The sequence below is a fragment of the Listeria monocytogenes ATCC 19117 genome (genome assembly GCF_000307025.1).
GTDB classification, from domain to species: Bacteria; Bacillota; Bacilli; order Lactobacillales; family Listeriaceae; genus Listeria; species Listeria monocytogenes_B.
On the sequence record NC_018584.1, the window covers coordinates 2,568,657 to 2,583,193 of the forward strand.

Sequence of the window (14,537 nt, forward strand, 5' to 3'; positions counted from 1 at the left end):
TTTTCTTTACTGTTATTTAGCTGCCTCTGCTTCTAGCGACTCTTTTAATTCTTCTACATATTTTTGAGCGTTTTGTCCAGCAAGTCCGCCATCGCCTGTTGCTGTTACAATTTGGCGTAAGCTTTTCGCACGAACATCACCAGCTGCAAAAATACCAGGAAGGTTTGTACGCATTTCCTCGTCCGTTACGATGTATCCTTCATCATCTGTAATACCTAAATTTAAGAATGCTTTCGTAAGTGGAACAAGTCCAACATAGATGAAAACACCATCCACTGGCATAATAGATTCGGAACCATCCACTGTGGAAACAAGTTTTGCTCCAGTTACTTTTTTGCCATCGCCAACAATTTCTTCTACTGTACTATTCCAAATGAAATCAACTTTTTCATCTTTGAAAGCACGATCTTGTAAAATTTGTTGTGCGCGCAATTTATCACGACGGTGTACTATCGTTACTTTATCTGCATAACGAGTCAAATAAGTTCCTTCTTCCACTGCAGAGTCTCCGCCGCCAACCACGATTAATTCGCGATTTTTGAAGAAAGCTCCATCACAAACAGCACAATAAGAAACGCCGCGTCCACTAAGCTCTTCTTCGCCAGCTGCACCAAGTTTCCGGTGTTCAGCACCAGTCGCAATAATAATCGCCCGAGCTTTATAGGTTTTCGATCCAGCCGTTACAGTTTTAAATTCTTTGCCATCAACGACTTCTTTAATGTCCCCATAAGCATACTCAGCGCCAAATTGTTTCGCACCGCTAAGCATCTTATCGGATAAATCTGGTCCTAAAATACTATCAAATCCAGGGTAATTTTCAACCTCAGCTGTGTTAACCATTTGTCCGCCGGGTACTCCGCGTTCAATCATTAACGTATCTAAATCTGCACGGGAAGTATATAAAGCAGCTGTCATTCCAGCTGGTCCCGCTCCAATAATAATCACATCATAAATTTTTTCTTCACTAGCCATTCTTTTTGCCCTCCTCGTTTATGTGTATACAATAGTTAGCCTAAATTAATCCTAATACGGAATAGCAAAAAGGTCTATTTATCTGCTCAGAACTCGCTCAATATCTCGCGCACATTTACTACATTCAAATTCTTCTACTAATTCAAGCTTCAAATGAGGTAAAAACAGCTTAGCAATCGCACTAGCCACAGTTTCTATCGTATAACGACCAAGTATTAAATCTTTCCCAGCATCTATTAAAACTAACGAAAACATCTGCTTATATAACGCCATATTTTCTTCATTTAACAAAACACCATTTTCTTTTAAAATAATCATCGCTTTTGCAATCAGATAACCATTTTGTTCAATAGCCCCATCCGGAAAATAATCAAAATTAGTAAACATTAAATGCTCCATGTAAGACCAATCGCTCATATCAAGTAACGGGTGAAATAATACTAACTCCGGACGATTTCCAGAAATAGTTAATGCATAAACACCTAGCATATGAGTCAAATCATCTTCCTCTTGAAGCATCTCAAGCACCAGTCGCGTGTCATTCGTTAAATCCGCCTCTTGCTCCCACGGAAACCGAACATCTTCATACAAATCACACTCTAAAAAGGAATGCCAAAACATTTTTGCCCCTTCCACATCCCCTAAATAATAGGAAGATTTCGCACGGAAATAATAATACTTACTACGCTCAGTCACTTCCAAGTCAGCCACTTGTTCAAGCAAATCATCCGCTTCCTCGTATTCACCCATCATCGCATGAATCAGACCAAGCTTCTCTTTATGATGCGCTAGAACCGGTAGGACATCCCGAAGTTCCAGATAAAGCTCATCCGCCTCTTTACGGTTCCCCTTATAAAAGTGATAAATAAATAAATCACAAATACCCAAGAGATTACCCGGATTTCTCGATAATAAATCACTTAAAACTCTGACGCCCTCTTCTTCTTTCAATTGCTCAAAATAAAGCGAAGCGAGTTGATTATAAGCAGGCCAAAAATTCGGTTTTTCATCAATGACTTTTCTTAAAATATCGCAAGCAGCTGCACTATCTTCTTCTGCTAAATAACGATTAATTTCTTTTTTATAAGAATAGAATTCTTGTTCTAATTTAGAAAAGCCATTTTCAATTGTCTCACCAAAAGGCGTTTCTTCTAATAAAACTTCAATTAAATCTTTAGCTTCCTCGGTATATTCACCATCAGTTGAACTATCCAAATAACGATTAGCATATTGTAACGCTCTCCGATAATCTTTCATATACGCAAAATTATTAGCAATAAAATAATAACAGTATTCCATGTTCCCATTACGCTGTTCTAAAACTTCTCTAAGTAGCTGATTCGATTTATGGAATTGACCAATTTCTGTATAACATATCGCCAGCTGACAAAGAATAACAGCTTCTCCTGGCTCCAGTTCGGATGCCCGCACTAAATACCTGATTGCTTCTTTAATTCTTTGATCACGAAACGCTTCGACACCGCGTTCAAAATAAAACTGACCATTTGGATAAAATGGATAGATTTTTGCGGGTGTTTTTTTGTCTTTTTCCATTTTTCCACCTCCAAGATACCTTTATCCTAATGAGTATAACATAGAATTTATGACTTTGGGCGACAAAAAAAGCTACTTTGACTTTTACGTCAGAGTAGCTTTTTCTTTTATTATTAATGGATTTCCATAAGCAAAACTACCAGCCGGGACATCCACCGAGACAACCGCCCCAGCAGCAATCACAGCCCCGTCTCCAATTACTGTGCCCGGAAGAATGGTGACATTCGCGCCAACCATCACATCCCGACCAATCACAACTTCCCCAACACGGTACTCCGAAAGTAAATATTCATGCGTCAAGATAGTTGTGTGATAACCAATAATTGAGTTTTCGCCAATCAAAATCTTTTCCGGAAAAAATAAATCCGGCATAACTTTATAGGCAATGGCAGTCTTCTCGCCAATTTCCATTCCAAGACATGCGCGATAAATTGCACGCTTACCGCCCATCCATGGAAAAAAACGACCAAGTTCTATTACTAGCGTATTCTTCAAAACCTTCCAAAAAGAAATCGTTTTATACACTTGAAATAGGGTGTTGACTGTATCATCGGGTGCCTTAAACCTATCCAGCCGCCTCAAATTCTATTCCTCGTCCCTAACAATTGCGAGTAAATCGCTCATTTTTTCTAACATGAAATCTGGCTGAAACTGCGCCAAATGTTCTGGTCCTTTAATCGCCCAAGCTACACCCGCAGTTAGGGTTTCCGCATTTTTTCCAGCTTCAATATCATGATAATTATCGCCAATCATAATCGCTTCTTCTTTTGTCGCATTTAATAAAGAAAGAGCCATCTCAATACCTTCAGGATCTGGTTTAGCATTAGACACTTGATCTAACCCAATCACCACTTGGAAAAATTTATCCAAGCCAGTTACCTTGAGACCTCGCATAATCGTATCATACATTTTCGTCGATACAATTCCAAGTTTATAATCTTCTTCATATAAAGCACGAATTGCTTCATAAACTCCATCATATTCTAAAATTAAATCATCATGATGCTTCAAATTATACTCTCGGTAAAAAGCGCGCATCTCATCTGCATGCGCTGGATTTATTTCCCGGAAAGTCTCCATTAAAGAAGGCCCGATAAACGGTAAAATGTCCTCTCTAGTAAAAACCCGGTCCGGCATGAATTCTTGAAATGTCACTTGAAATGTTTTGATAATCAATTCATTCGTATTTATAAGCGTACCATCTAAGTCAAACAACAATGTAGTAATTTTCCCAGTCATAATTTCTTCCTTTCTTAATCAAACTCGAAAATCTCCAACTTTTTTATTTCTTTTTAACTACTTTACCAAATTTATCTTCCATATAATATGGTGGATTCATTTTCATACGACGATAAATAATAATACCAATAGACAAAACAATAAGAAGTAAAGATAGCACTTGCGAAACTCTAAAGTCCCCCCACATTAAGCTATCTGTCCGCATTCCTTCAATAAAGAATCTTCCAAATGAATACCAAATTACATAGCCGAGGAACAACTCCCCACGACGAATTTTTGTGCGACGAATAATTAATAGAACAATAAATCCAAGCACATTCCATAAACTCTCATATAAGAAAGTCGGTTGATAATAAGCACCATCTATGTACATCTGGTTGATAATAAAATCTGGTAAATGAAGGCTTTCCAGAAAAGAACGCGTTGTTTCTGCACCATGAGCTTCTTGGTTCATGAAGTTTCCCCAACGCCCGATTGCCTGCGCAATAATCAAACTTGGCGCAACGACATCCGCAAGTTGCCAGAACGAAATTTTCTTAATCCGCGAGAAAATAATTGCCGTTAAAACTGCACCAATTAGCGCGCCATAAATAGCAATACCTCCGTGCCAGATTTTCACTATTTCGCCTAAATTATTCTTATAGAAATCCCACTCAAAAATAACATAGTAAATTCGAGCACTAATAATTGAAATCGGAATTGCCCATATCAGCAAATCCACAATAATTTCTTTATCCATTTTGCGCTTGTTTGCTTCACTTAAAGCAAGAAGTAACGCGATGACAACAGCCGAAGCAATAATAACTCCGTACCATTTCACAGATATACTACCAATTTGAATCGCCACCGGATCAAGTGGCTGAACACCATTACCCATAATTCCCCTACTTTCAAAAAGACAACTCCGCAACCAAACAAGCATTTTTGTAAAGTTTGGCTGCGGAGATGCTTTCACTATTTATTTAATCATTCATACTGCTGTTATGACCTATTAAATTATTCAGGTCTTGTGTAAATTGCTCTGCCGCGTTGTACCCCATATTCTTTAATCGGAAATTCATTGCCGCTACCTCAATAATAACAGATAAATTTCGTCCCGGTCGAACAGGCACCGTAATTTTCGGAATATCCATATCAAAGATTTTTGTCTTTTCTTGGTCTAATCCGACACGATCATAATGCTTATCAGGATCCCAATTTTCAAGGTGCACAACGATAGTAATTTTTTTACTAGAACGAACAGCGCCTGCTCCAAATAAAGTCATTACATTAATAATCCCCAACCCGCGAATCTCGAGTAAATGTTCAATAATCGCTGGAGAAGAACCGATTAACGTCATTTCATCCTCTTGGCGAATTTCTACGTTATCATCTGCTACGAGTCTATGCCCGCGTTTTACAAGCTCCAGTGCTGTTTCACTTTTACCAACACCACTGCTCCCCGTAATCAACACACCTAAACCATATATATCCACTAGAACACCATGCATCGAAATAACTGGCGCAAGTCTGCTTTCTAAGTAATTCGTAATATAAACAGATAAACGTGTCGTTTTAAGTCGTGAACGTAATACCGGAATATCAGCTTCTTTCGCTGCTGCTACTAATTCTTTCGGCACTTCTAAATTTCTAGAAATCACAAAAGCAGGCGTCCGCTTCGTACACATTTGTTTATATCTTTTGAGACGTTCTTCAGGTTCCATTCCTTCAGAAAACGATATTTCAGTCATGCCAAAAAGTTGCACACGATCTTCTGGATAATAAGAGAAAAACCCAGTAAGTTCCAGCCCCGGCCGAGATAAGTCACTTGTTGAAATTGGCCGTTCAAGTCCCGTTTCCGAACAAATTAGCTCTAAATTAAGTCGTTCCTTTAAATCCTTTACCGTAACCGATTTTGTCATGCAAGTACCTCCAAATGAATTATAAAAGTCCATTACTGTTCGCTACAAAATATTATTTAGAAAGCTCCTTCTCATTTTAGCACTTTAGAAGGAATCAAGCTACCTCTTTCTACTCAAATGGCTCTACATAGCAAAACCAGCTACATTTAAAAGACTATTTTTAGCCTCAAAATGTAGCTGGAATGTTTATTTTTCTTTGTTACCCCATAAAACGGAATTAATAATCATGTTTGCGAATGCCATAATTGCTGCGAGAATTAACGCTGTTCCAAAACCATCAATTTGGAAAGAATCTCCAATAAAGAAGGTAGTCATTTCAAGCATAATTGCATTCACAACAAAGGTGAAAAGTCCAAGTGTGAAAATATTAATTGGTAATGTTAAAAGGAGTAAAATAGGTCTAATTAGCATATTTAGAATTGCTAATATAAAACTCGCTAGTAGCGCTGTCGTGAATCCATCTACATGAAAACTTGTAAAGAATCCTGATAAAGCTACGAAAAGCACCGAGTTAATAATTACGCCTATAATCCAACGCATGTTTTAGTTCACTCCCATTCTGATTCAGGTGTTGCTGTTGGCATAATAATCGCAGCTAGAATATACAGTAAAATCCCAGTACCAAAGAATAGAACTGCTCCAGCCCAAAGTAAACGAATGATGGTTACTTCAATGCCAAAGTATTCTGCAAGCCCACCACAGACACCAGCAATCATTTTTTGTGATGAAGATTTATATAACTTTTTCATTGTTTTCCCTTCCTTTCATTTTATTAAACGTTCTTTGTTTCCAGTTCAGAAACTTTAATAATTCCATTTCCTACTTTTGCTTGAAGTGTCGCCATGCTTATTTCTTCTGCGTTTTGAGTGAAGACAAAAGTTCTTTCTGCGTCATCCCAAATTTTTGCATTTTTTAAGTCAAAATAGATTTTTTCTTTTTTAGTTCCAAGTGTTCCATCGACATTCCATGTTGGCGGAATTTGAATTCGAATATCGCCATTTGGTGCTTCTAAATCTGAGGCCGAGGAAGTATCATTTTCGAGTATATACTCAACGTCCCCTTGTGCAGCTTTAGCAATCGTTGTAAGAAAGCTACCTTGAAGCGCAATATCTCCTTTAGCAGTAGACATATCTACATTCTCTACTGTGCTACGTTTGAAGAAAATTTCTCCATCCGCTGATTCTGTGCTCAAAAATTTACCACTAGCTCCTGATGAGCGAATATCACCGTGACGTGTTTTAATAATAGCATCTTCAGCAGCTGTATCGTCATATTTCAAATTACCATTTAAGAGCTGAATTTTCACTTGCTCGTATAAACGTTTTGGAATAGTAACAACTAAATCGGTTTTTAAAAGTTCATTTTTTGATTCGAAAGTGAAATTGTCCGGAGAAATATCAAGCATCGTTTGACTAAAGAAGTAATCCCATAGTTTTTCTTCGCTTAATTGACGAATAGATCGCGCTTTTTCATGTACAGCTAGTACTGCACGGATTTTCATTTGTTCTTTGTCCCAAGAACGGATAATAACGTCCCCGGTCGCCACTCTAATAGTAAAGGAACGGAAAGTCGCATTATCAAAATTGAATTCTCGTACTGGACGAGGGCGAGCTTCTTTCTTCCTTGCGCCGTGATGAATTGGTTCAGCATTTTCTGGTCTTGGTCTTCTATGATGATGACTATTTCTCATTGCTTCTCGCACTTCCTGTCTAGCTTGATTACGTCCTAGGTGACGATTTCTTTTTTCCTCCACGCGGCGACGATGCCGTTCAAGTACTTCTTCATTACTTGTATCGGAAGAAGGAATCACAAACAAGGCTACTATATAAGCGATAATCGCAATACCGGTTTTCATCGTAATAATGGTGATGATAATATAAATTAGTCGCAGAAGTGTGGCATCTATCCCTAGAAACTCAGCTAGTCCACCAAACACACCGCCGACTTTCCGGTCCACTCTTGATCTTCTTAATTTTTTATCCATGTTAGCTCTTCCTTTCTTATATCTATGTAAAATCTAGCGCGCATTCCGGCGCTAGATTTCGTTTAATTATTTTACATCGCGAATTTTTACGGAGCCAGTAGTTGCTTCTGCTTCGATTTTCAAGGAAGAATCAGCTGCATCTGGTAGTTTAGTGAAAATAATTGATTTACTTACGGACTCTGTTTTAGATTCAAGAATTTCGGCATCTTTTAAATCTAAAAGTAATTTACCTAAGTTTGTGTGGAAACGGCCATCTACACCAATTGCTGCGGGTACAACCACATCGATATTACCTGCACCAGTTTTTGCTTTTAAGAAAGTAGCTTCATTTCCAGTTAGTTGATAATTTACATTACCATTTTTAGTTTGTAAATTGGTGGAGTAATAATTACCTTTTACTGCTACGTTACCGTTGAATGTTTTCAGTGCAACATCACGAATTTCACCATTTTGGATACGAACATTACCATTAATTGACTCAATTTCTGCCAAAGTAGCATTTAAAGTACCAATACTAATATTACCATTGGTTGTTTTCACAAATAAATCACGACCGGATAATTCATCCATATGGAAGTTACCATTAAGCATTTTAACGGAAACATAATCGTACTCACGACGAGGCAAGTATACAGTTAAGTTTGTAACGATTTGTTTTGATTTAGACTCAAAACGTAAAGTTTCTTCATCTACACGTAAAGTTGTTTTATCAAAGAAGATTTTAAGTGCTTCATCTTCTGGATATTCTTTGAATAGTTTAATCATCGCGTGAACTTTGATATCGTTCGAATCAGATGGTTTAAATTCAATATTACCATTAGCAATTTCAAATTCTAAAATAGAAAGTGTTGTGTCATGATAAATGAAATCACGTTCGATTTTCGTTGAAGTTAAGAACGGGAATGGCATATCTTTCACTTGTTTAAATGCACTATTTAGGAAAGAACCGATTTTTTCACCCGCTTGGGATAAATCATTAACCATATTGCGCATGGAGTCTTCACGATCTTTAGAAGAATTTTCGCCGCCCTCTTCTTCGTCTCTTTCATGATTTTCTGGAGTCGGTTCTGGGCGTCTTTTACGACTTTTTGGAGGTGTATAAGGGTTTCCTTGATTGTTCCAACCTTTACTGTAATCGTATGATGGTTCTTCTTTTGTTCCTTCTTCGACTTGTTCTTCTTCTCTCGGAGCCGCAGACCGACGAATATTTTCTTTTGCTGCTGTTTTACCTTCTTTTTTGGAAATATTTTCAAGTAGAGTAAGGGCTTCTTCAGTGGATATAATACCTTGTTTTACTAATTCGAGAATACGTTTACGTTCATTTTCCATTTTCATTTCCTCCTATAATTTAGGCTAAACTATTTTAGGCTTGCTTTCACATGCAAGTGACATATCTGTTTTATCTATGACTCTATTATGAAGGAAAATATAATTTCTGTCATACAACCAGAGGATGATTATTTGTTTGGACTTTGGGTGGTTTGTTCTTAAGGACTATTAAAAACCCCGCTTATATTTTGCATAAGCGGGGTTTTGATTATTTTTTCTTGGCTGTTGTGATTCGTTCTTCTGTGCGTTCTTTATCGCGTTCTAAAATTGGTTTCAAGTATTTACCTGTATATGATTTTTTCGAGCGAGCGATTTTTTCAGGTGTGCCGGTTGCAATAATTTGACCGCCACCATCGCCGCCTTCTGGTCCTAAATCAATCAAGTAATCCGCTTGTTTAATTACGTCAAGGTTATGCTCAATAACAAGTACTGTGTCGCCATTTTCTTCTACAAGTCTTTGTAATACTTTGAGTAAACGACCAATATCATCTGCGTGGAGCCCGGTCGTTGGTTCATCCAGAATATAGAAAGATTTTCCGTTACTACGCTTGTGAAGTTCCGAAGCTAGCTTAACACGCTGTGCTTCACCACCAGAAAGAGTCGTAGCAGGTTGCCCAAGTCGAATATAACCAAGTCCAACATCCACAATCGTTTGCAGTTTACGTGCAATTCTCGGTTGGTTAGTGAAATATTCTAGACCTTCTTCTACAGTCATCTCTAATACTTCAGCAATATTTTTGCCTTTGTAACGAATATCTAACGTTTCGCCATTGTATCGTTTTCCATGACAAACTTCACAGGGTACATATACATCGGGCAAGAAATGCATTTCAATTTTGATGATTCCGTCGCCTTTACACGCCTCACAACGTCCACCTTTTACGTTAAAACTAAAGCGACCTTTTTTATAACCGCGAACTTTGGCTTCATTTGTGCTTGCAAAAAGGTCACGAATATCATCGAAAGCCCCTGTATAAGTAGCTGGATTCGATCTCGGTGTTCTTCCGATTGGTGATTGATCTATATTGATGATTTTTTCTAGGTTTTCGATACCTTTTATTTCTTTATGTTCACCTGGTTTTGCGTGGTTTCTATTTAGTTTTCTCGCTAATGCTTTTCGTAATACTTCATTCACTAGCGAACTTTTACCTGAACCTGAAACTCCAGTTACACAAGAAAAAGTAGCTAGTGGAATTTTTGCATTTACGTTTTTGAGATTATTTGCTTTAGCACCAATAATTTCTAATTCTAGTCCGTTACCTTTTCTACGTTTAGCAGGAACTGGAATAAATTTTTTACCTGAAAGATAGTCACCAGTGATGGAATTTTTATTTTTGGCAACTTCTTCTGGAGTTCCGGCTGCAACAATTCGTCCACCGTGTTCCCCTGCACCTGGACCAATATCAATAAGATAATCTGCGGCCATCATCGTATCTTCGTCATGCTCAACGACAATAAGCGTGTTTCCAATGTCACGCATACTTTGGAGTGTGCTGATTAAACGGTCATTATCTCGTTGATGAAGACCGATGGAAGGTTCATCTAGAATATAAAGTACCCCAGTAAGTCTGGAACCGATTTGTGTAGCAAGTCTAATTCGCTGCGCCTCACCACCAGATAGCGTCCCAGCTGCACGGCTCATTGTTAGATAGTCGAGCCCAACATTTTTTAAGAAGCCTAGTCTAGCACGAACTTCTTTGAAAATCGGCGCTGCAATTTGTGTTTCTTTTTCAGAGAGTTCTAAGCCATCAAAGAAATCTAGTGCTTCATTAATAGAAAACTCACTGATTTGGCCAATATGATGATTGTTTACTTTAACAGAAAGTGTTTCTTCTTTTAGACGATAACCTTTACAAGATGGACATGGTAAATCAGTCATATATTGCGCCATTTGATCACGCGTAAAGTCGGAATTTGTCTCACGATAGCGGCGTTCGATATTTGGAAGTATCCCTTCAAAAGGAATCCACGTTTCGCGTGTCATTCCGAAATCATTTTTGTATTCGAAGTAGAATTCTTTGTCTTTTGATCCATTTAAAATAATATCTAATTCTTCTTTCGTTAGTTTCTCCAAAGGTGTATCCATATCTATTCCGAACTCTTTACAAGCCGAAGCTAGCATTTGTGGATAGTATTGCGAGCTAATTGGGCGCCAAGGAATAATAGCACCTTCATTTAGAGACAGACTTCTATCTGGAATAACTGTGTCGACATCGACTTCAAGTTTAGTGCCAAGTCCATCACATGTTGGACAAGCGCCAAATGGGCTATTGAAAGAGAACATTCTTGGTTCTAATTCACCAACGGAAAACCCACAATAAGGGCACGCATAGTGTTCACTAAATAATAATTCTTTATCGCCCATTATATCAACAACCGCATAACCATCAGCTAAACGAAGAGCCGCTTCAATGGAGTCATACAAACGAGTATTGATACCTTCTTTAATCACAATGCGATCAATAATGATTTCAATAGAATGCTTTTTATTCTTCTCGATTTCAATTTCGTCATTGATATCATAAATTTCTCCATCAACACGAATTCGAACATAGCCTTCTTTTTTTATTTCCTCAATAGTTTTCTTATGGGTTCCTTTTTTACCAGAAACGATTGGAGCCATTATTTGAATACGTGTTTTTTCTGGATATTCTAGAACGCGATCCACCATTTGTTCGATTGTTTGGGAAGTGATTTCAATACCGTGATTTGGACAAACTGGATGCCCAACACGAGCATAAAGTAAGCGCAAATAGTCATGGATTTCTGTGACAGTACCAACAGTTGAACGTGGATTACGGCTTGTTGTTTTTTGATCAATCGAAATGGCAGGGCTTAATCCTTCAATTAAATCTACATCTGGTTTATCCATTTGGCCTAAAAATTGGCGCGCATATGCGGACAAAGACTCTACATAACGTCTTTGTCCTTCTGCGTAAATCGTATCAAAAGCAAGCGAAGATTTACCTGAACCTGAAAGTCCAGTCATAACTACTAATTTGTCTCTAGGAATCTCTACATCAATGTTTTTTAAGTTATGGGCTCTTGCACCCTGAATTACTATTTTCTCTTTATCCAATTTCGCTTCATCCTTCCGCTTTTATTTCCAGTAAAGCATCGCGAAGTTCAGCAGCACGTTCGAAATCAAGTGCTTTGGCTGCTTCTTTCATTTCATGTTCCATACCTTCAATGAACACATCGCGTTCTTTCTTAGACATTTTGCTTAAATCATGTTGCTTCACTGCTTCTCTTTCATCTGCGGCAGAAGTCGCTGCGATGATACCACGAATTTCTTTTTTGATTGTTTTTGGCGTAATGCCATGTTTTTCATTATATTCAATTTGGATTTTACGACGGCGTTCTGTTTCGCCAATAGAATTGCGCATCGAATCGGTCATTTTATCAGCATACATGATTACTCGACCGTTTTCATTACGAGCGGCTCGACCCATTGTTTGAATTAAGGAACGCTCGGAACGAAGGAATCCTTCTTTGTCCGCATCTAAAATAGCGACAAGAGATACTTCAGGTAAATCGATTCCTTCGCGAAGTAAATTAATTCCAACGATAACATCATACACACCAAGTCGGAGGTCGCGAATGATTTCGATTCGCTCTAACGTCTTCACTTCCGAGTGGAGATATTGTACTTTAACACCAGCTTCTTTGAGATAATTGGTCAAATCCTCTGACATTTTTTTCGTTAAAGTGGTGATTAAAACACGTTCGTTTTTCTCGACACGATCATTAATCTCATCCATTAAGTCATCGATTTGTCCTTGAATCGGGCGAATTTCTACGATTGGATCTAGCAAGCCGGTTGGTCGGATGATTTGTTCAATGACATCCGGATTTTTTTCTAGTTCATAAGGGCCTGGTGTGGCGGAAATGAACATAATTTGATTGATATGTTTTTCAAATTCTTCTAATCTTAGCGGACGGTTATCTAAAGCACTTGGTAGTCTAAAACCATGATCAACTAGCATTTGTTTTCTGGCTTGGTCACCGTTAAACATACCACGGATTTGTGGCATCGTAACGTGTGACTCATCAATTACCATTTGGAAATCGTCTGGGAAGTAATCGAGTAACGTGTATGGTGTAACTCCCGCTGGACGAAGGGATAAATGTCTAGAATAGTTCTCAATACCAGAGCAATAACCCATTTCTTCCATCATTTCTAAATCATAATTCGTCCGTTGTTCAAGACGTTGTGCTTCGAGTAATTTATTATCTGCACGTAAAACTTGAAGGCGGTCTTCGAGTTCCGCTTTTATATTAACAATTGCTTTTTTCATAATATCAGGTCTGGTAACAAAGTGAGATGCCGGGAAAATGGAAACATGTTCTCTTTCTCCAATAATTTCGCCAGTAAGTGCATCTACCTCTCTAATACGTTCAATTTCATCACCGAAAAATTCAATCCTCATGCAGTGCTCGTCTCTTGATGCCGGGAAAATTTCGACAACATCGCCGCGAACACGGAAGCGCCCACGTTGAAAATCTATATCATTTCGATCATATTGAATGTCTACTAATTTACGCAGTAGCTGATCACGGCTAATTTCCATACCAACACGAAGCGAAACGAGCATCTCTCCATATTCAATCGGCGAACCTAAGCCATAAATACACGATACACTCGCAATGATAATTACATCACGACGTTCAAAAAGCGCAGCGGTAGCAGAGTGACGAAGCTTATCAATTTCATCATTGATACTTGCATCTTTTTCGATATACGTGTCGCTTTGCGGAACATAGGCTTCTGGTTGATAGTAATCATAGTAACTGACAAAATATTCTACAGCATTATTTGGGAAAAATTCTTTAAACTCGCTATACAGCTGTCCCGCTAACGTCTTATTGTGGGCCATGACAAGTGTTGGCTTATTTACTTCCTGAATCACGTTGGATACGGTAAAAGTTTTCCCTGTACCGGTTGCACCAAGTAAAGTTTGGTGTTTCAAGCCTTTTTTTAATCCCGCAACTAATTGTTCTATCGCTCTAGGTTGGTCTCCTTGTGGGCTATACTTAGAAACTAACTCAAATTTATCCTTCAACTCGGATTCCCCCTATTCTTTATCGGTCCGATTCTGGTATCTGAAAAGCTTTATTTGTGAAAAGTCCAGCAAAGCAAAAAGCGGATTTTTCAGATCCGTTAATGTTTCTATTTTATCATAAATATTTTAATTAGCCTAGCAAAAACCGAACATATTTTCGCATTTGTTGAAAAATAAAAAACGCAACCTGTTGATTACGCTTTTCTTTATTTTATCACTTTTACGCTTTTCTACCTATATATTTGCTTTGTTAAAAATCACTGCCACTCTTCTTTAAACGTCGCAGCATATATGTTGCAAGCACAAAACCAATGGTCATTGAAAAAGCATCAATAATAATTAGCCACATAGAACTCGTATAACCTAACTTGGCAGAAGCGGCGATCAAAATCACCATCAAAAGCAAAGCGACATAACGATTATAGGTGATTCTCGCAAAAAGAATAACAAGGAGACAAGGGAAAATAAGTGCAGATATAATTTGATCCATCTTAC

13 protein-coding genes are annotated in these 14,537 nt (G+C 38.0%); all 13 read right to left on the reverse strand.

Annotation, left to right across the window (positions count from 1 at the left end; translation table 11 throughout):
- Window positions 1-12 precede the first annotated feature (12 nt).
- Window positions 13-972 (reverse strand): thioredoxin-disulfide reductase, encoded by a 960-nt coding sequence (trxB, locus tag LMOATCC19117_RS12680; protein WP_003722610.1) that lies wholly within the window; start codon window positions 970-972, stop codon window positions 13-15.
- 78 nt (window positions 973-1,050) lie between these two features.
- Window positions 1,051-2,526: a tetratricopeptide repeat protein gene (locus tag LMOATCC19117_RS12685; protein ID WP_003725412.1), complete on the reverse strand. Its 1,476-nt coding sequence runs from the start codon at window positions 2,524-2,526 to the stop codon at window positions 1,051-1,053.
- 84 nt (window positions 2,527-2,610) lie between these two features.
- Window positions 2,611-3,108 carry an acyltransferase gene (locus LMOATCC19117_RS12690; protein WP_003731207.1) on the reverse strand — a complete coding sequence of 166 codons (498 nt, stop codon included), beginning with the start codon at window positions 3,106-3,108 and terminating at the stop codon, window positions 2,611-2,613.
- A 3-nt stretch (window positions 3,109-3,111) separates the two neighbouring features.
- Window positions 3,112-3,765 (reverse strand): pyrophosphatase PpaX, encoded by a 654-nt coding sequence (ppaX, locus tag LMOATCC19117_RS12695; RefSeq protein WP_003725414.1) that lies wholly within the window; start codon window positions 3,763-3,765, stop codon window positions 3,112-3,114.
- 43 nt (window positions 3,766-3,808) lie between these two features.
- The gene (gene lgt, locus LMOATCC19117_RS12700) at window positions 3,809-4,642 is read right to left on the reverse strand and encodes a prolipoprotein diacylglyceryl transferase (protein ID WP_003725415.1); all 834 of its coding nucleotides are present in this window, start codon (window positions 4,640-4,642) and stop codon (window positions 3,809-3,811) included.
- Between the two features lie 85 nt (window positions 4,643-4,727).
- Entirely contained in the window at window positions 4,728-5,666 is a 939-nt protein-coding gene (hprK, locus tag LMOATCC19117_RS12705; RefSeq protein ID WP_003722615.1) for an HPr(Ser) kinase/phosphatase, read from the reverse strand.
- 186 nt (window positions 5,667-5,852) lie between these two features.
- Window positions 5,853-6,206, reverse strand: coding sequence for a phage holin family protein (locus tag LMOATCC19117_RS12710; RefSeq protein WP_003725416.1), 354 nt, complete (start codon window positions 6,204-6,206; stop codon window positions 5,853-5,855).
- 8 nt (window positions 6,207-6,214) lie between these two features.
- Entirely contained in the window at window positions 6,215-6,415 is a 201-nt protein-coding gene (locus LMOATCC19117_RS12715) for a PspC domain-containing protein (RefSeq protein WP_003725417.1), read from the reverse strand.
- Window positions 6,416-6,438: 23 nt separating this feature from the next.
- Window positions 6,439-7,650, reverse strand: coding sequence for a DUF4097 family beta strand repeat-containing protein (locus tag LMOATCC19117_RS12720; RefSeq protein WP_003725418.1), 1,212 nt, complete (start codon window positions 7,648-7,650; stop codon window positions 6,439-6,441).
- A gap of 66 nt (window positions 7,651-7,716) precedes the next feature.
- Entirely contained in the window at window positions 7,717-8,979 is a 1,263-nt protein-coding gene (locus LMOATCC19117_RS12725) for a DUF4097 family beta strand repeat-containing protein (RefSeq protein ID WP_003734493.1), read from the reverse strand.
- A gap of 208 nt (window positions 8,980-9,187) precedes the next feature.
- Window positions 9,188-12,058: an excinuclease ABC subunit UvrA gene (gene uvrA, locus LMOATCC19117_RS12730; protein ID WP_003734492.1), complete on the reverse strand. Its 2,871-nt coding sequence runs from the start codon at window positions 12,056-12,058 to the stop codon at window positions 9,188-9,190.
- Window positions 12,059-12,065: 7 nt separating this feature from the next.
- Window positions 12,066-14,042: an excinuclease ABC subunit UvrB gene (uvrB, locus tag LMOATCC19117_RS12735; RefSeq protein WP_003725421.1), complete on the reverse strand. Its 1,977-nt coding sequence runs from the start codon at window positions 14,040-14,042 to the stop codon at window positions 12,066-12,068.
- Window positions 14,043-14,292: 250 nt separating this feature from the next.
- A complete protein-coding gene (locus LMOATCC19117_RS12740) occupies window positions 14,293-14,532 on the reverse strand; it encodes a CsbA family protein (protein ID WP_003729217.1) in 240 nt (79 codons plus the stop codon).
- Between the last annotated feature and the right edge of the window lie 5 nt (window positions 14,533-14,537).